The sequence below is a fragment of the Bradyrhizobium sp. 195 genome (assembly GCF_023101665.1).
GTDB lineage: Bacteria > Pseudomonadota > Alphaproteobacteria > Rhizobiales > Xanthobacteraceae > Bradyrhizobium.
On sequence record NZ_CP082162.1, the window covers coordinates 16596 to 34660 of the forward strand.

The following is an 18065-nucleotide window of genomic DNA, read 5'->3' on the forward strand; positions in this document are numbered from 1 at the left end:
CGGGGACGAGAGTTTTATCGGGGTGAACCAGCTCATCGAAAGCCTACGTTCGCGGCCGCTCTCGTTCGCGCACGGCGTCTTTCGCCTGCTTGTCGGATCTGAGGCCTAGATAGACGGGCTGGCGCAGTTCACCCTTGGTGGTCCACTCGGCGAACTTTACCTCGGCTACGAGGGAAGGCCTCACCCAAGTCGTGACGGCCTCATTCTTCACCTTGGCAGGAAAAGGCGACTTCGCCGCTTTCAGCCGGGTCAGCTTAGAGTGAAGTTCTGCCAGCATCTGGTGACTGAAGCCCGTTCCCACATGGCCGATGTACCGCCATGCGTCCTTCTCCCTAACCGCAAGAACCAAGGCGCCGAAGAAGGGCCTGGTGCGTCTTGGCGCCGTGAAGCCGGACGATGACGACCTCCTGCCGCTTCGCGGTCTTGATCTTGAGCCAGTCCGGAGTCCGGCTTCCGGAGCGTACGCACTGTCGACGCGCTTCGCCATAATGCCTTCGAGGCCCCTCCGCTCGGCCTCAGCGAAGAACGTACTGCCCTTCGCCTTGCGGTGCCGACTAAAGCCGATAAGCCTGTGGCGCGGCAGAATGGCCTTAAGCCGCTTCTTGCGTTCGAGGAGAGGCCGCTTCCCCATCGCACCGTGGACGACGCCAAGAGAGCGCTCGGGGAACGAGGTCCCGTCTGGTGGAAGGACGGCTCGCCGGACCTGAACCGGCACATGGCGAAGAACACGGTCTACGCAAGGTGGTTCGCCAAGATCTTTCCTCCGGCCAGATAGGCCCCGGACATACGATCGGCTGCGGATTTGATTTCGGATCAGCGCGACCGGTCCTTTGCCCTCCCGAACCGGGAAAAATAGGAACGTTGCGGCAACAGGCATGTTGTGCCCGGCCACTATTGGAGGACGACATGAACAAGAAACTTGCCGTTGCGCTTCTAGGGTAACCAGCATCATCTATAGGCCCCCTTGGAACTCGTTGACGGTGCTCTTACGGAAGGGCGATTTAAAACCGAGATCATCGCAACTGGCGAAGAAGCTATCACCATGCTCCAAGGCGAGCCGACGAAGTACCGGGCGCTGCTCACCGACATTCACTTAAAGGGCGACCTCACGGGCTGGGACGTTGCCAAACGAGCCAGAGAGCTTAATCCGGAGATGCCGGTGATTTACATGACTGGCGCGGCGGCCAACGAGTGGCCCTCTCATGGCGTGCCCAACAGCGTTCTACTGAACAAGGTTTTGCGCCTGCGCAGGTCGTGACGGCTGTGTCTCAGCTCCTCAACCAGACGCCGCCACCGCATGAATGAGCCCCCTAAGTTGGAGGCCTCGCCAGCCAACCTTAACTCGGCCACTCGGGCGTCTTTCAGGCTTCGCCGGAGCCGGAGAATAGCACTGTCGGAGGCATGGGGCGCTGCGGCGGAAGGGACCACCGGCTCGCCGCGCCTGGTCTGCTCTTGAGATCGTACCTCTGGGCCAGGTCAAGCAGCCGCCGCTTAGTGAACGGATCGGCGTTCTCCGCAAGATCGCGCGCCCGTTGCGCAAAGCCCATGTAGAACTCTTCCATGACGCACCCCCGCAACATCACCGAAAGCCGGATTTCATTAGCTTGCAGGACGCGCGTCAAGCCTCGATCGATGCGCTTGCGTATGCTTTGAGAGCAGGACTAGGATCAGGACGGCAGGGGAAATCACGATGGTAGTGCTTCATCCGATCCGGAAGGCGTGCCGGGGGTGCGGCAAGCCGATGGTGGCCGTGCCGGACGACGTCGCCGAGGGCCGGTTGCGCTACGTCTGCACCGCTTGCGACCAAGACCCATTGCACAACCCGACTGTTCGCAACTGGGCCGACAGCCCATTGAGGCCTCCGGAGAAGTAACGGTCGTTCTCAGTGGCTAGGCCGCAGGCGCCTGATCTTCCTTGGCGCCGCGGGCCACGATTCGTAGCGACCCGTCTGGAAGAGGCCGCTGCAGCTTCAAGGCTTCCTCCGGAGGCGCGGTCATCCAGGTCTCGACTTCTTCCGGCGTCGTCAGGATCACCGGCATCGCCTTCGGGTGGATCGCGCCGACCTCCGTGTTCGCCTCCGTCGTGAGAAACGCGTAGAGGTCGTTGGTCGCCTCGCCTTCCTTGACTTTGCGGACCGACGTCCAGTTCGTCCAGATGCCGGCGAAGCACGCGAGGGGCCGGGTCTCGTCGAGCGCGAACCAGATGTCTCCGCCTTCGGCCTTGTTGAATTCGCTGAAGCTGTTGGACGGCACCACGCAGCGGTTCTCCGGACCCAGCCACCTGGTCCAGTGCTTGGATTTCACGTTGCGGATGTTGGTCGTGCCGCCGTCAGGCTCCATCCGGAGCAATTCCTTGAAGTCGACTACTTTGCCTTTGGCCTGAAGCTTTTCGGCCCGCTTCTTTGTGGCGTCCATCAGCGCCTTTGACGACGACGGCATGCCCCATCGTGCCGTCGCAAGCTCGCGGCCTTCGGCGCCGGTCCTGACTATTGGCGCCTTGTAGTCCGGAAACACGCCCGGCATCGGCGCGAGGTTGCCGACGTACCGGTTGACCACGCGGAACAGCGCGCTTATGGCGGCTTGGTTGGTGGTGATGGAGTAGAGATTGCACATCGTTCAGCGATCGGTCGGTTGATGGCGTGGCTGCCAGGCCAGTTGTAGCAGGGTCGCCGCCGGGCGTCGGCCCGCCTTGGCGCATCTCTGGCAACGCAGCCGGCTGGCTAGGTCGTGCACGAATGTTGTCGGCGGATGCTTCATCGCCGCCAGGTCGACATCACTCGGCGTCTTGCAGCGGGAGCACCTGATTTCCAACCACGGAAAGCCGCCGTTGATCGCCTGGTCGATGGTCGGCGATGGATCGATCGGTTCGCCGTCGCTCCACATCCGCTCGTTCCAGCTTTCGCAAAGCAGCCGGTCTGCCTGCTGCAGCATGGTCTCGGCCTTCGCCCGCATCTCGGCCGATTGCGCAGCGAGGATATTGGTCATAGTGCGGGCCTTGCCGAGCTCTTTGCTCAGAGCCTTGCGGTCGCCGCCCGAAAGCGGCGTCGGGTGATGCTTAGGGGCCATCCGGATGCCCTCTTTAGGCCGCCCTGCTAGTTGCTCGAACGCGCGTGCCCGACTGAAGGTCGTGGATGACCGTCGTCGGCTCGATGGCCTTGGCGATTTCGCAGAGATGGCGGTGGTGGGTGAAGTAGACCACCTGGCCCGTGGCGGCCATGCCGGCGAGCAGGCGAAAGGCTTCTTCCGCGCGAAAATCGTCGAACGTCTCCATGACGTCGTCGGCGAGAAAAGGAGCGGGAGCGTGAGCCCGCGCGAATTCGTGATACCCCGCTACCCGCAGCGCCAAATACAGCTGGAATCGCGTGCCTTTCGATAGTTCGGAAGCGATCTTGGAACTTCCGTCGGACCCCTTGGCGATCAGGAGCTCATTTCCGTTGGACGGTTGAGTGACGAGCTCCGAGTAGGCGCCTCGACTGATCAGGGCGAAGGCCTCGGACGCGCGCTTCATCATCGAGCTTCGATGACGATCGCGGTAGGCGCGCAACGCTCTGTCGGCCGCCGCCGTCCCGAGCTTCAGCCTGAGATATGCCAAAGCCCTGTCCTCGATGTTGAGCAGGATCGTCCGCCGCTTCTCATCCAGAATTGCGACGGTCGCGTCGCCGCCGACCGAGGCTATCTTGTCCTCTGCCATGTTGCGGGCGGAGAACAGGTCGCGGCTGCGACCGTCTTCGTCGTCGAAGCTCTTTTTCAGGGCGATCAGCTCGGCGTCCAGCGACCCTCGATCCACAGCGTCGAGAATGCTTTCGGCCTGCTCGACGGTTTCGGCCCGCATCCCTTCGAGCAATTCGCCTCGAACCTGGTTCGAACGGGCCTCGAGATCGGACCTTCTCTCGAGCGCCCGCAGACGGGCATCGACCTCTGTCAAGGATTGTACTCCGAAGAGGCTCATCATCTGGTTCGCTTGGGCTTGGGCTTCCGCGGCGTCATCCGCGAGCGCGCGCGCCTTGTCCTGCTCGGCCGCGAGCCGCGCCTCCAGCTCCCGTCGCCTGTCGATGGCCCGAGCATTGCTCGAGATGCGGTCCACCACGGCCTGGCAAAGTCCGAGAGCGTCCGAACTCGGGGATAGCCCGATCGAAGCGGCGAGCGCGTCGACTTCGAGCCGGAACTGGAACTGATCGCGCTCCATTTTCGCGATGCGGTCGGTCCACTCCGCTCGTTTCTGCAGAGCCGACTCCAACTCCGCGAGCGCTTCGAGCGTTTCACGCACGACGGCCATCGTGGGCTGAATTTCGCGCTGGCCGAGCCAGCAGTCTGCGCAGACTTCTCGCCAGTCCTTGCTCCACGCTTCCTCGGCCAGCCGAGCGTCGCCGAGGTTCTTCTCGCGGAATCTGAGGTCGTGCATTCGATCCTCGATCGCTGCCTGCAGGTTTTTGGCGTCGACGGCGCGGTCGAGCGCTGATTGGCCGGCCGCCAACATCGCGGGAAAGTTGTCATCCTGTGAGACTTCGATGCCAGCCGAGCGCATCGCAACGGCGACCCGCTTTCGCGAACCATCGGCTTCGATCTGCGCTTCGCGACATTCCCGTTCTGCAGCCAGCAGTTTTCGATGGGCGTCGATCGCCCTATCGTACTTCTGGAGCCACAGGTTCAGCCCGGCAACTCCGATGTTGATCTCGATACCGTGCCCGATCGCGCGGAGAGCCTTTTCGATCTCTTCGGCTACCTCGGCACGATTTCGCATGGCATCCCGAAGTTTGCGTTCGGTCCGCTCTAGAGCAGCGCGGATTTCGGCTTGTTCCAGCAGGGCGCGGTTAAGTTCTGCGACGCCAGCGGTGTGACTGAAACGCTGCTCCGTGATCAGATCGAGCTTCCGCATGGCGGTCTCGAAGGCCGCCGCCGACTTTGCATCGAGCTCCGCCTTGTGAATGGACCAGGCGGCTTCGCGAGCGGTCCGGGCTTCGCCGGCATCCTTGTCGCTGACGACGCCGACCACGCCGGCGAGCGCCTCGATTCTCGCATCGAGCCGCCCCCCTTCGGCGACGAGACGGTCTTGTTCGCCTTTCAGCGAAGCGATTTCGCGAGCTACGTCCGCCTCGATCGATGTCCAACGCTGAAGTTGATCTTGCCTCGGCACCGGTACCGCGCAGAGCGCATTTCTGTCGCCCGTCCAGGGACGCAGATCGATCAGGCGGTCCTCGAATTCGTCCGCGCGTTCGCGACATAGGCGATCGGCCGCCCCCGATCGCGTGGCATCGTCGATCTGACGAGCGGCCGCGATCGCGGTGGTCAAGGCACCGATCGACGAGCCGTCGTATCGGACCTCGCTTTCCTCGATCTTGGCTTCGGCCAGCGACAGCGCCTCGACTGCCTTGTCGACCTCCGCTTCGGCTGCGGCGAGGGCGGCCTCGACGCCCGACCGCCGCTCCATCAGATCGCGGATCGGGCCGGTGACTGCCGCGGGTAGGAGAAGTCGTGCGGGGTCCTGCTCCGAGGCGTGATCGATGCGGGTCAGGACCCGCGCGACCGTTTGTTCGGCGACCGCCAGACGTAGCCGACGGTCGGGCAGATCCTTCTCCGCCGTGACGTGCCGCGCCCGCAGGTCCATGAGCAATTCGATGCGGTCTTCCAGTCCGGAAGCGGAAGCGTCTACGACGAGCCGTTCGAGTTCGTCCCGCAAATGCGCGATGTTCTCCGCGACCGTTTGCGCCTGCGTCGCGAGCTTCGTGTGCCGGGTCATCAGCGCCGGAAGATCGTCGCCCCAGGTCGAAGGCGCGTGCGGCAAGGCCGCGAGAGGCCGAAGCTCCGCGCGAAGAGATCGGAAGGTCTGCAGTCTCGGCAGGGCGTTGATGAAGCGTTGCACTTCGTCGATCCGGGCCTGCGTGCGGCCGCGCTCGCCGATAGCCTCAGCATAGGCCGAACTCGCTTTGTCGCGCTCGATGACGAGACGCGAGTACTCGGAGGCGAGAGTGTCGATCCGGTCCCGCTCGTCCTTGAGGGCCGCCAGCTCTTTCTTGAGGTCGGAAAGAACTCCCGATCGCTTTCCCGACCGGAAGAAGCTTTCCGCTTCCGCTTTTGCCGATCCCAGCCGATCGCTCAGATCGGCAAGTCCGGCGGTCGCGGAGAACAGTAGATGACCCAGATCGCCCTTGCTGGCGAGGATGCTTTCTCCGCCCGCCTCCAGAGTCTCGTCGTCGAGACAGAACATGGTCTGATATGCATTGCGATCGAGACCGCCGAGTTCTCCGAGCAGGATGGCGTCCGCAACGGTATTGCCGGCATCGTCCAGCAGGCTGTTGTGGGGGAGTTTGATCCGGGAGAAGCTACGGACGCTCCCCAAGATATCGAGCTCGGCTTCGATCCGCATGGTCGGATACGGATGCAAGAAGTTGAACCGGCTTTGATGGTGAATGCCGTAAAATAGGTCCATACACGCGGACATGGCGGTGGATTTGCCGGCCTCGTTGGGTCCGTAGACGATGTGCAGGTCGGGGACGCCGGCGATGCGCTCTCCGAAATCGATGACCGCGTCCGTGAACTTGCCGTAACGACGAAGTCCGAGCTTCCGAATGCGCATCAACGTGCCTCCTGCGCGTTACCGGCGGCAAGCCGCGCCAGCACCTCTTCGGATCCTTCGCTCGCGAGTCGTCCGATGAGCAGGTCGAGACCGGTGTCGTCCGGAGCCAGGCTGCGTCGACATTCGGGCGGCAGCTGCGAGAGAAGGTCGTTGACGATGCCGTCCGCTTCCGTTCGGAAGGCCTCGGATCCGACGATTTCATCGCTCATCGTCCTACGCAGGGTTTCGACCGGATCCACGCTCTCCGAATCGACCACGGGCCGTCGGCAGTCGATGTCGATCTTTTCGATCCATACGTTGCCTATCGTCTCCGCCCGGGCCTCGGCTTCGGTTCGCAGGAGATCGGCATCGCGCCGGATGTTCCAGGCCATCGGGGTGGCTCCAGAAACGGCAAGGCGCGCGACCACGTGATCGGATGCCGATCTGCCGGCGGCTTCTCCGAGGGCCCTCTCGAGCTGGGCAGCCAGTTCCGACCACGATGCCACCGCAGAGGCGTCGACGGCGACGCGTTCGAATTGCGCCAGGCTGACGACGCGCTCCTCCGTCGTGATGGAGCCATCGTCGAGCACGCTGGCAAGCGTCACGGATTTGGGACCCTGCTCGCCGATGTCGCGCCCTTGCGGAATGCCCGGCATCACGACGGCACAGGCGCTTGCCGTCGTCGAACGTTTATGGATGTGCCCGAGCGCCCAGTACCGGAAGCCGGAGGCGAGGAGGTCCGCCGTGCTGCACGGCGCGTAGACGTCGTGAGGCGGCGAACCGTCCAGACTGGTGTGCATCAGTCCGATGTTGATGGCGCCGGCGATGGGCGGCCGGTACTTGGCGAGAAGGCTTTCAGGGGCGTGCGGCTTCGAGAAACTGAGACCGTGGATCACGATCGGTGTTTCAGCGCGATCTCGGGGGATCTCGACCCTATCGGCCCGGCCGCCGAACAGGTGCACGTTTTCGGGAAGGACCAGTTCCTTCGTTATCTTCGACAAGGCGTCGTGGTTGCCCCGGATGATGAAGACCTTGATGTCGGCGGCATCCAGGCGGCGGAGTTGCTCCGCAAGAAAGCGGGCCGTCTTCATCGAGGTCTGCTCGCCGTCGTAAAGATCGCCCGCCAGCAGGAGCGCGTTCACCTGCTCGTCGAGGCACAGGTCGACAATCCGACAGAAAACCTGGCGGCTGGCGTTGCCGACGAATTCCGCGAGCCGCGGATCGCGCAGAGCGAGCGAACGCAGCGGCGAGTCGAGATGGACGTCCGCAGCATGCACGAACCGGTATGCGGTCATAGCGACAACTCACTCTCAGCCGAATCAGCGGAGTCTAGCGTGCCGCGGAAATCGTCGTTCGATTGCCGGAGACAACCGGAGGCCGCCGCCCCAGATATCCCCAGCGGCTTTGGGGCGCCCTTGAAAAGTCGGATGGATTGCGTCCTGACCGCATTCATTCGAACACCGGCCAGCATCCGTCTTCTTCGTGGCGCCCAGTCCGCTCCGTGCAGGTATCGTCGAGCAGGCGCCGACCGACATCCCTCCAGATCGCATCCTGGCCGAACAGCCTGACGGCGTCCGCCTTCTGGATTTCCACGATCCTGGCGCAGCGGCGGCAGCTCAGCCTCAGAATATGTTGAGGAATTTGGCTTAGCGGCCTCCGGACTGCTGATGCGCCCGGGACCGCGGGACTACCGTCGGCACGGGCGTCGTCCAGCAGCGCCTGCCAGTATTCCACCGGCAGATCGTCGTCTGGAGCCAGTCCGCGCGCCGAAGCGGCCTTTGCGCCGACAGCGGCGGCCATCTTTTCCATCTGCTTGGATGTCGGCATGCGCCAGCTCGCGGGACAGTCGGTCATGCCCAATTAGAACATATCATGAACATCAGAGTCGAGTCAGCGGAACGTCGAAATCCAAAAAATGATCCTGGATGGCGCGTATCGGAAACAACCTCCCCGGTCGGCTTGATTGCGTCTGCCCGTGGCGTCCGCGAGCATCGCGGCGCGATGCTTCGATATTTGCTCTAGGGACAGCCCGGCGATGACTGCGTTCGACCCAGGACGCGAAGTCTCAAAGCTCTGGATGAACGCCGGTAAAACGAGCCGCAATCCGTGGAAAACGTCGTCGCTCTCCTTGGCGAACCCGTCTGCAGCGGGCAATTCATCATGTGCGTTGGAGTGCATTCATTCGTCGATGGGCGTCGGGCCATCCTGATACCTGGCGCGGCGGTCCGGCTGGATGAGATGTCGATGGTCGATTGGCGGCGCGGAGGTTGGACGGGGAGCGTCAACCGGTGGGTCCGGCGGGAAGTGCACGAGCACATGCGGTCGAACCCGGCGGCTTCCGCGGCGCGCTACGACATCGGCGTCCGCGCACTCAGATATGCCTTCCGGGTCGGAACGTTCCGCCGTTTCGTCGGCCTGTATCTTGTTGTCGATCTGGTCTTCCTGGCTGCGGAGGCAGTCGCGGCCTGGACGGCGCCGGACTCTCTGCCATCGTGGACGGCGTCGGGACCGCCCGGCATCGACCTTAAGGGCCTGGTGCTCAACGTCTCGAGCTATTTGCTGAGTACCCAGGTGGGCGCTCTAGGAGTCGTCTCCCTGGCACTTGCCCTCGTCACCCTCGTCGCGCAGCGTGAGGGTTCGTCCACGGACGTGCAGCTCTACCATCACGAGTCCTTATCGTTCGAACTCGTGGCGAGCTGCGTCGCGCTACTTGCCGTGCTTTGCGTGCAGCTATTATGGCCGTTGCAGTTCCTCCTGCACCGGTTGTCGCTCGGGACTGACCTTCAGGTCTTCAAATTGGGATTGCTGGGCATCCATGTGGGGTGGCTGCTCGTAAACCTGTGCGCGGTTGCCCATTTCATCGTGACCACGTTCCGGTTCGTGCAACAGTCGGCCCGAGAGCGCCTGCGCGAGCGATACACCGCCAACGTGGTTCTGCCGCTCGAGATGACCGAGCGTCTCCGCCAACAGCTTTACGGCCTAGCCAACAGCGAGCTCATTGAAGCCAAGGTCGATGCGGAGGAAGGACCGGACGTCATGTTCGGCACGGATTTCGGCGAGCCGAGCGTAGTCGAAATCGAGTCGACGTTCGCCAACCCGACGGCCTTGCACGACTTTCGCATGATCGGGGGACAGCCACCATCATGCCCCCTTGCACGGAGCAGGGCCCATTACGGCATCTAGTACAAGCCCTGCCATTGCAGATAATGATTTCAGCAACTTACGACCCCAAAAATGCACCCTGTCAATTTTTTGTCGAGAACTCTGCCTTTTATTCAGTGCATCGTGGGCAGCTGATGCGCCCCAGCTCACCGAGAGTCTCTGATGCGTTCTTGGCGGGCCCAGTGTCTCGGACCCCGCAGCTAGCTTGAGTGCATCGTTGAGGCTCGTCTTGGGCTGCTGGCAGCTTTAGCGTTTTGGGGAGCTGATAGCGACCGAAGTTTCACCCGGGAAAGTTTGATGCGCCTTGTTGCGCTGCAGGATCGTGGACACCAAGACAGCTTGCGGCTGGCTACAAACTAATCGATGCTGCCGCTTTACCAATAAACCTATTTCAAGATCGAATTTACGCAGGGGGGATTGCAATGAAGGTGCTGCTCGGAATTGCTTTGGCTTCGACGCTGGTAACGGCCGCAATTGCTCAGGATTCGCCATTTCGCGAAGAGCTGAAGCGAGGTGACCTGATTGGTACGAACATGGAGATCATCACCAGCATCAGCGAGTTGAAGCCCGGTGACATCTCGATGCGGCACATTCATCATGGCGACGAGTCGTATTACTTCCTGGAAGGTGGCACCATTGAGCTGCCCGGTTGAAAGCAGATGCCGATTCCGACGGGCTCTGTTGGCTTGAACGTACGAGACACGCCGCACGGTGCTTACAAGGTCGTTGGTGACAAGACGATCAGGCTGCTGACCGTCCATATTGTCGACAAGGGCAAGCCTCTATACGACGCACCGCAGAAGTAACTGTCGAGCGCTGTAGCAGCGGCTACGCCGCAAGAACCCCAATAGAAAAATGACTGGCTTGGCATGCAGACCTACATGGCAAGACTGTTCGTCTGCAGAGCGTCAGATAGCTAAATACCCCGAGAGCCCTTCAACTTGGCTGTCAGCATCGGAAACACGACCGATGTGCCTTCGCTCGCAATTTTGACTCTGCGTGGTCTATATCGACGTCCTGTTACGTCTGGCGTGAGACGGAATACAGAATGTTCGGCGAGAACAGAAACCTGCAACAACTCAAAGCGAAGGCCCATAGCCCCTCCGGATTAACCGACAAGCTCTCCGTTCATGTAAGGATGGAGGAAGCGCTGATCATGACCGTATCTGCAACAATCGAAGTGGTCGGCGCGCCGGCCCATGGCAAGCGCAGCAATCTCTCCTGAGGAGTGTCGAGCGGATTCCGAGTTGCCCCTTTCCTCAGATCCATGCGGCGACTTTCAGGAAGCGAAGCCTGAAGCCGTTCTGTTCGCGATGTTCGATGGCGACAACCGCATCGAGTGTAGGGTCGACTGGTCCGCTTTGCGAGATGCGCCGTCGCAGATGGCACCGACCCAGAGGACATAGCGGGCACGTTTAGGAAGCATCGAGCGGAGATCGAGCAGATCGCAAGCGAGCAGTTCGACGCAGGCAATGAGATGCCGGTTGTTCGGAGCCGGACGCCGCCGTCCCCCAAGAGGAGCGAGCGGAAGTGAAGTCGGTTTATGGCCCATCGCTGTCGCATCGCACGGCCGAGGATAGTCGGCTGTCAGGGGTAGACCGGACCTAACTTAAAACCGGGCAAACCGTCGCGATTGACCCTAAGCAGAAGCCTGCGGGCGTACGGGCCAGCGTGACAAAACGCTTCTGCATCCGTCCAAGAGAGGTCCTAGATAGGTCTGATCAAGGTAGAATTCGAATTCGTGCGACCGGGTCATATGGTCGGGCGTGATCATGAATTTTGCCGTCACGTGGCCGCCAGTGCCACACTGGATTGTAATCTCCAAATTCGGCTCCAAAGAACGTAGCCGGGCTTCACCAACCAACACCGTATGGAGCGTTTCAAGTTCTCGGGTGAAGCTCGCTAGGTCGGGCGCAAAAACAAAGCTACCCTGCGCCTGAACTACCGCCCCCGGTGCTTCGATCCGCGCTCGCACATTCAACCAGTTTCCGTCCCAATAGTCAGTAGCATTGGGGAATGCTTAAATGCCTGCGGACGACCAGATGAATGGCAAAGCATGGAATTCCTGTCAGGATGGATCGCGGCAAATCTGATCGACCAGTCCGATGATTGGATACCACGAACGCTATTGGGCTGGACCAGAGTTGCATTGCTTGCCGGTCTGATCGGGCAGGTCATTTACCTGATCGACACATGCATCGCGTGGTCAGTCCCGACGGTCCTTTGGTTTGGCCTCGCGGCGAATGTTTTTGCGCTGATCGTCGCCCGTCGCGCCCTGAAGTGGCGCTACCCCGTGTAGCAAACCGTACGGACGGCCGATGTCTGCTACTGCCCCGCTGCGGACCTGAGGGACCGACCTTATTGACGCGTGATCAGCGCGACAACGAACGCAAGCAGTGTCAGCAGAATGGTGAGGGGATACAGCTGCACGAGCTTCGTCCTAAGCGGAATGAATGTGTCAAAGTTGTCGAGGTCGAACTTAAATGGAACCTCAGAGAAGTGTAGCCCGAAGTCCAGCTCGAATCTCTTGCAAAGGTAGGCCAACAGGTCGTTCGTGAGGAAATAGAATTCGAAGAAGATGACGGCTGGCAAAAGATATAGCCCCATCGCAGTACTCAGTATTTGCAGCGTCCTGCTCCATTGCATTCCAAAGATGCCAGCTAAGACGACGAGTAGGAGCATTGCGGTGAAGATTGCAGCGCAGACCGCCACGAGGGCAATTTTGAGTAGCGTTCTCATGCGCGGACATCTCGTTCGAAGGGCTCAACATCCATCGGTTGTGCATCAACGAGCGCTAAACTTCGGTAAATTGCCAGCCGAGTCCCGCTTCTGGGCCCTTAGCGGACTTGATTGATGCCATGGCTGACTTCCGCTTTGCCGGAGATGGCCGACATTATCGCCAAGTAGAGACTGCTTCCGTCAGTCCTTCGTCAGCCGGGAAGGCGAGGATCATAGATGCACTGTCACATCCACTGTTGAGCAGGCGAACTTGTCGGACACCTTGCGACCGCGCACGAACGAAAGTGCACGTATCTGGTGCGGTTTCTGGTGCGGCGGCTGCGTCGCGGGCAACGAGAACGAAGTAAGTTGTTGATCATGTTGGTGGGCCCGGCAGGACTCGAACCTGCAACCAGACCGTTATGAGCGGGAGAATATTGGTCAGCTTCGTTGTTCTTCCTGCGGTCTTGCTCGATCCCAGTCGCCTTCGCTCCGTTTCGCTCACGCGTTTCTGGTGCGAAACTGGTGCGGTGCTCCGGAATTGGCCTGTGGGCCATAAGCCGGTCATCGGCATCCTTTGGTGGTGCAAAGCGGACCTTCGAACACGCAAGTTGCAGAGGGGTCCAAGAGCGCCACTGCGCCCTTAATGGGCGTTTAACGCTTTTGCGCAACAGATGGATCACCAGCGCGGAATTAGTCCTAGTTACGAGTGCGAGCCGAGCTCCCAGGGAGGGGAATCGGATGGGACTGCTTTTTGTTGGAGTGCTGGCAGGAGTCCTGATCGGCTTTGGCTGGTTCGCGCCTTCCCGAGGGTATTTCCTTGGGTGTGCGTCACGACCCTGTTTCGACCGGGTTGCGGTCGCCCGACCCGCGCAGCCAGCGCCGACGGCATTGGCGCCGGATCCCCTGATCGTCAAATCCAATTCTGCAACTCCGGGAACGTCCGGCAAGAAATCATCACCAAAGAAGAGCGGATCGGTCGACCTCGCCAAAGCGGCGTCACCGCGGACGAGGATCAGCCTCCCGGCATCCGAAAGGCCCGCGGAAGTATCAGATTCTGTCCTAGAAAAGGCGAAGGTCACCATCGCCACGAAGATGGAGGATCCAGGATCGGCCGAATTCACCGAAATGAAGCGCACGATGCGAAAGAACACGCTTGGACGCCCCGTGGATACGATTTGCGGGCGTGTGAAGGGAAGAAGCGCACCACGCGGCGAGACCGGAGAGAGACCGTTTCTTGATCTCGTGAAGGAGGATGAAGCATATGTCGTCGACGGCAAGTCGGGGTCGGCGGCGTCAACGGCGTATCGAAATATCTGCAATTAGGGAAATGCGTCGACTGCGTCACCGCGCGGTACGCGCCCAAATGATTTGAGCGGAAAGAATTTCCACCCAGGCGTCAGGTAAACCGGCAGTGCATAAGGCACTGGCGGCGGGACGGTGCCGCTCTCGTGATGATCATTCAGGATGAATGCAGCAGCAGGGGAGACGCAATACGGAATGGGAATTTGGCGGAAGCTCTTTTCATCTCGAGGAAATCATGGACGACATAACCAACTCCTCAAAGCGGCTCGATGGATCGCTTCACTTTCCGGTTCTGGTAATCGTCGAACCGCTCCTGTTGCCTCGCACATGTATTCTGAACGTCCTCAGGCGGGAATTGGCGGAATTCGAGATCCTCGACATGGCAACGGTCGAAAGCCTGGACTCCACGTCAACCCGCGATGTTCGTCTGGTGGTGCTGAGTATCGCAGACAAGCCCATCGACGATCCCTCGGTTGAGGGCAGTCTCGCCTTCGTCGCGGAGTGTTGTCCCAACGCCGCCGTTGCAGTCCTGTCGAATCATGACGACGAGCCGACCGTGCAGGCCGCGATGCAGCGGGGCGTGCGCGGCTTTCTTTCTACCTCGCTGCCGATCGAGATCGCCATAGCTGGCCTGCGTCTTGTCCTGGTCGGCGGCGTCTACAGGCCGTTGCCCGTCGCCGGGATGAACAGGATACCGGATTTCGAGGCGCCAGATGCACGCGGGCTTGCGCGCGCATATCTTGTGAACGAGGGAGCCGGAGTGACTATCGAAAGGAGCGTGACGGATCTCACGCCTCGTGAGCAACAGGTTCTGGCGGAATTGGAGCTCGGCCTGCCCAACAAGCTGATCGCCGCCAAATTGAACCTGTCGGAAAGCACAGTCAAAATGCACATCCAGCATATCATGCGGAAATGTGCTGCGCACAATCGGACGGAAGCCGTGCTCCGCTGGCGCGGCCGGTTGCCGGCGCAGGGGCGCGACCACGACCCCGGCGCAGGTCCAATGCAGAAGACTTAGTCCTCTCTGAATGCACCACGGAAGCTGTCGAGCAGGGGCCTGAGCGCGTAGAGAGCCACGGTACCGCGCCCTGTCGTGATGAACACTTGAACCGGCATGCCGGGGACGATCTGGATGTCGTTTGCGGCGATCTGCGCGTCGTCGATCCGGATTTTCGTCGCGTAGTATGGCTGGTCGGTACGCTTGTCGAGGAGCCGGTCTGCGGACACGTGCACGACAGTTCCCTTCAGGCGAGGCACGCGACGCTGATTGTACGGTACGAGGTGAACCTCGGCATTGAGGCCGGGATGAACCACATCGATATCCTCGGGCCTCAGGCGCGCGCTCACGATGAGACGGTCTTGCCGGGGCACCAGGTCCATGAGCGGAGCGCCCGCTCCGATGACGCCACCGGCTGTATGAATCCGCAAATCGGTTATCACGCCGTCCTCTGGCGCCTTGACCTCCGTTCGCGATAGCTGGTCCCTGGCCGCAAGCAACCGCTCGCGGAGCTGGAATATCTGGTTCTGTGCTTCACGAAGCGACTGTGCGATCTCGTTCTGCCTCTCGCTCTCGAGCTTGAACAAGGTGGCCTGCTGTTCGCTGATGACTTGCGCGGCGCGGGAAATCTGCGCGGCGATCTCGCCGCGGCGGCCCTCAACGTCGGCCAGCTCCCGCTGCAGGTTCAGAAGCCGCGGCCTCCGTTCGAGCCCCTTGTTGACGAGGGTCGCGACCATATCCAGCTCCTCCCGAACGATGTCGACCCGCTGCCCGGTGGCGGTTTCCTGAGCCTTGAGACCTTCGATCTCCTTCTCGACTTGACGCCTTCGTTCGCGAATGACCGCAAGCTGCGACTCGTGAACCTGCAGGCGTGCCTGGAAAATGAACTGCTGCGCCGACACCGCAGCGGCGGCCACCCCGCTCTGCTTGCTGTCCTGTTCCAGCGCGTCCGGGATTGCGATCCTTTCGAATCTCTGCTGCTCGGCTTGAAGCCGTGCTGCACGAGCAGCTGCGTCCCAAAATTGGCCTTGAAGGCTTTGCATCTCCGAGCTCGCCCGGGTATCCTCCAGCGCGACCAGCGTTTGGCCGGTTCGCACGATATCGCCATCCGAAACCAGGATCTTGCTGACGATGCCGCCTTCCAGATGCTGGATCGTCTTCCGGCTCGATTCCGATTCCACGACGCCGGCGGCGATCGCGGCGCTCTCGAGAGGCGCTAGGCTCGCCCATGTACCAAGCCCCAGCATGAAGCAGAGCACCAGCAGATTGCCCGCGACGGTGATAGCGCGAAGCCTTCCGCGTGGCGAGGTCGGCGTAGGCGTCGAGCACCATGGAAATTCCAGAGGCTCGAAATCGTCGATTGCGGTTACCACGACGCCAGATCGTCGGGCGGGCGGGGGGCACACCGGCGCTCGCATGAGCCGGTCCCAGATCATGGGAAGTCTCGAGACGGCAGGATGCTTCCAGATGGTGAGAGAATTCCAGATCATGGCGCAACCTGCGAAGTAACCTGGGGTCGGCTCAGGTGCCGTTCAAAGATGTCCTCGCTGTCGCCGAACGCGGCGACCGCACCGTCTTCCATGATGGCAATCTTGTCCGTGGCGGCGAGGAGACCCATCCTGTGAGTGACGACGACAAGGATGACGCCCGCGAGCTTCATGCGCTCGATGGCATCCAGGAGCATTCGCTCGCCCCCGTAGTCGAGGCTGGCGTTGGGTTCGTCGAGAACGATGAGGCGTGGACTGCCGAAAAATGCGCGGGCAAGACCGAGGCGCTGCCGATACCCGCGTGAGAAGATTGTTTCACTGTGAACCACCGTGTCGTAACCCTGCGGCAGGCGCATGATCGCCCCATGGATTCCGGCGAGCTTGGCCGCGTCGACGACCTTCCGCCGGTCCGCATCTTCAAGGCGTGCGATGATGTCGTTGATGGTGTCGCCGATCAGATTGATGTCCTGGGGGAGATATCCGAGGCCGTCGCCGTTTCGGCCCTCGCGAAGCAGCGAGACGTCGGTATTGTCGAGGAGGACACGGCCATGCGTCGGCATCGACAGCCCGGCGATCACCTGGCCGAGCAAGGACTTGCCTGACCCGGACGGACCGATAATGCCAAGGCATTCTCCGGGCATGAGGCTGAAGGAGACGCCGTTCAGCAGAAGATGGTCGGTCCCCGCAAGCCACACGCCCACATTGTCGACGACGAGGCCGCTTCGCGCGTGCGGCGGGAAAACCCCCGCGCTCTCCTGCCGGGCGACCGGGAATGCGGCGAGAAGTACGCCGAGCCGCTGACAGGCGCTCACGGCCGTCACGAGTGATTTCCAGCCTGCGACCGCACTTTCGACCGGCGCGAGCGCCCGGCTGAACATCAGCGTAGAAGCAAAGATGATTGCCGGACTTTTTCCGTGATCGAGGACGAGCCACGCGGCAGCCCCCATGATCAAGACCTGCGACAGCGCGCGAACCGGCTTGGCGGCCAGTGAGACGATCTCGCCTCGCCGGAGTGCCACATCGTGCTCTCTGCGCGCGTGCTGCGCGTCACGGTGGATCATGCGCGCAGCGCTATCGAACATTCCCATGGCGCGGATCATGTGGATGTTGCCCGCGGCAGTCTGAAGGCGACCGTAGCTTCTGGAGAGCGCGGCGCTGGACCTGAGCAAAGCGTCTTCCGTGACCAGCTCTCCGGCGACCGTGAGTGCGAATAGGAAGGCGACGCAACAGGCGCCCACCACGCCAAGCAGGGGATGGATCAGAACGAGGACAAGGAGGAACAAGGGCGCCCAGAGCGCGTCGAACAGCATCGTACATGAGCCGGACTCGACGAACTGGCGCAGCACGGTGAGATCCCGATATGCGCTCGATGCTTGCGTCCAATCGCTGCGAAACGCCGATTCGAGGCCGGCCGAAAGCACGCAGGGACGAAGGCGATCGTCGAGCCAGGCGCCGAGGCGTCCAAGGACGGCGCGCCGCAATGCATCGAACATGCCGCCGACGACCACTGTGATCGCGACTATGAGCGTGAGCAGGAGCAACGTGTCGCCGCTCCGGCTCGACAACACCCGGTCGTAGATCTGAAGAAGATAGATGGAGGGTGCAAACAGTAGCAGATTGTAACTGCAGCTATATGCGAATACGAGACCTAGCGGTCCCACGCAGGACCGGAGGGCTGTGTGCAGTGGCGTCCGGATCTGCGGCAGGATGGGCAACCGAATAGGCGGCATCAGCATGATCGTCACCGCCTGAAATCGAGGTCCGGCGCACTTGACTGATGGTCAACGCAATCCGGCAACGGCATCGGTAGATCTTTGGCGTGAAATCCGGGACCGGCGGCCGCG

The 18065-nt window shown here is 61.4% G+C and carries 17 protein-coding genes and 1 pseudogene; 7 read left to right on the forward strand and 11 right to left on the reverse strand.

The window, feature by feature from the left end; genetic code table 11:
• Positions 1-43: 43 nt before the first annotated feature.
• Positions 44-619 (reverse strand): annotated as a pseudogene (locus IVB26_RS38800) (ATP dependent DNA ligase); the annotation flags it as partial.
• A 345-nt stretch (positions 620-964) separates the two neighbouring features.
• On the opposite strand from IVB26_RS38800, the gene IVB26_RS38810 reads away from it, so the two are divergent.
• On the forward strand, positions 965-1258 hold the full coding sequence (locus tag IVB26_RS38810) for a response regulator (protein WP_346732904.1): 294 nt from the start codon (positions 965-967) through the stop codon (positions 1256-1258).
• Positions 1259-1361: 103 nt separating this feature from the next.
• Here the strand turns inward: IVB26_RS38810 and IVB26_RS38815 are convergent, their stop codons facing one another.
• The 6 genes from IVB26_RS38815 to IVB26_RS38840 all read right to left on the reverse strand — a co-directional run bounded on the left by IVB26_RS38815 (position 1362) and on the right by IVB26_RS38840 (position 8379).
• Entirely contained in the window at positions 1362-1562 is a 201-nt protein-coding gene (locus tag IVB26_RS38815; RefSeq protein ID WP_247973899.1) for a hypothetical protein, read from the reverse strand.
• A gap of 327 nt (positions 1563-1889) precedes the next feature.
• Positions 1890-2612, reverse strand: a complete 723-nt coding sequence (locus tag IVB26_RS38820) for an SOS response-associated peptidase (protein ID WP_247973683.1) — start codon at positions 2610-2612, stop codon at positions 1890-1892.
• 3 nt (positions 2613-2615) lie between these two features.
• Complete coding sequence (locus IVB26_RS38825; RefSeq protein WP_247973684.1) at positions 2616-3065, reverse strand: hypothetical protein; 450 nt, start codon at positions 3063-3065, stop codon at positions 2616-2618.
• Positions 3066-3078: 13 nt separating this feature from the next.
• Complete coding sequence (locus IVB26_RS38830) at positions 3079-6573, reverse strand: AAA family ATPase (protein ID WP_247973685.1); 3495 nt, start codon at positions 6571-6573, stop codon at positions 3079-3081.
• Positions 6573-7847 carry a metallophosphoesterase family protein gene (locus tag IVB26_RS38835; RefSeq protein ID WP_247973686.1) on the reverse strand — a complete coding sequence of 425 codons (1275 nt, stop codon included), beginning with the start codon at positions 7845-7847 and terminating at the stop codon, positions 6573-6575. Before IVB26_RS38835 ends, IVB26_RS38830 begins: the two co-directional genes overlap by 1 nt.
• A gap of 154 nt (positions 7848-8001) precedes the next feature.
• A complete protein-coding gene (locus tag IVB26_RS38840) occupies positions 8002-8379 on the reverse strand; it encodes a hypothetical protein (protein ID WP_247973687.1) in 378 nt (125 codons plus the stop codon).
• 279 nt (positions 8380-8658) lie between these two features.
• Here IVB26_RS38840 and IVB26_RS38845 point away from each other — a divergent pair, with 279 nt between their 5' ends.
• The 3 genes from IVB26_RS38845 to IVB26_RS38855 all read left to right on the forward strand — a co-directional run bounded on the left by IVB26_RS38845 (position 8659) and on the right by IVB26_RS38855 (position 10939).
• A complete protein-coding gene (locus IVB26_RS38845; RefSeq protein WP_247973688.1) occupies positions 8659-9735 on the forward strand; it encodes a hypothetical protein in 1077 nt (358 codons plus the stop codon).
• 401 nt (positions 9736-10136) lie between these two features.
• A complete protein-coding gene (locus tag IVB26_RS38850) occupies positions 10137-10367 on the forward strand; it encodes a cupin domain-containing protein (RefSeq protein WP_247973689.1) in 231 nt (76 codons plus the stop codon).
• Between the two features lie 395 nt (positions 10368-10762).
• The gene (locus IVB26_RS38855) at positions 10763-10939 is read left to right on the forward strand and encodes a hypothetical protein (RefSeq protein ID WP_247973690.1); all 177 of its coding nucleotides are present in this window, start codon (positions 10763-10765) and stop codon (positions 10937-10939) included.
• 414 nt (positions 10940-11353) lie between these two features.
• Here the strand turns inward: IVB26_RS38855 and IVB26_RS43585 are convergent, their stop codons facing one another.
• Positions 11354-11689, reverse strand: a complete 336-nt coding sequence (locus tag IVB26_RS43585; RefSeq protein ID WP_458309396.1) for a WapI family immunity protein — start codon at positions 11687-11689, stop codon at positions 11354-11356.
• Positions 11690-11770: 81 nt separating this feature from the next.
• Here IVB26_RS43585 and IVB26_RS38860 point away from each other — a divergent pair, with 81 nt between their 5' ends.
• Positions 11771-12013, forward strand: coding sequence for a hypothetical protein (locus IVB26_RS38860; RefSeq protein ID WP_247973691.1), 243 nt, complete (start codon positions 11771-11773; stop codon positions 12011-12013).
• 59 nt (positions 12014-12072) lie between these two features.
• Here IVB26_RS38860 and IVB26_RS38865 read toward each other — a convergent pair whose 3' ends face one another.
• A complete protein-coding gene (locus IVB26_RS38865; protein WP_247973692.1) occupies positions 12073-12453 on the reverse strand; it encodes a hypothetical protein in 381 nt (126 codons plus the stop codon).
• Positions 12454-13173: 720 nt separating this feature from the next.
• On the opposite strand from IVB26_RS38865, the gene IVB26_RS38870 reads away from it, so the two are divergent.
• Positions 13174-13758 carry a hypothetical protein gene (locus IVB26_RS38870; RefSeq protein WP_247973693.1) on the forward strand — a complete coding sequence of 195 codons (585 nt, stop codon included), beginning with the start codon at positions 13174-13176 and terminating at the stop codon, positions 13756-13758.
• 214 nt (positions 13759-13972) lie between these two features.
• Positions 13973-14755: a response regulator transcription factor gene (locus IVB26_RS38875; RefSeq protein WP_247973694.1), complete on the forward strand. Its 783-nt coding sequence runs from the start codon at positions 13973-13975 to the stop codon at positions 14753-14755.
• Here IVB26_RS38875 and IVB26_RS38880 read toward each other — a convergent pair.
• Positions 14752-16170, reverse strand: a complete 1419-nt coding sequence (locus IVB26_RS38880) for an HlyD family type I secretion periplasmic adaptor subunit (RefSeq protein ID WP_247973695.1) — start codon at positions 16168-16170, stop codon at positions 14752-14754. The two genes, IVB26_RS38875 and IVB26_RS38880, sit on opposite strands and share 4 nt — an antisense overlap.
• 50 nt (positions 16171-16220) lie before the next feature.
• Positions 16221-17957: a type I secretion system permease/ATPase gene (locus tag IVB26_RS38885; RefSeq protein ID WP_247973900.1), complete on the reverse strand. Its 1737-nt coding sequence runs from the start codon at positions 17955-17957 to the stop codon at positions 16221-16223.
• Positions 17958-18065 lie beyond the last annotated feature (108 nt).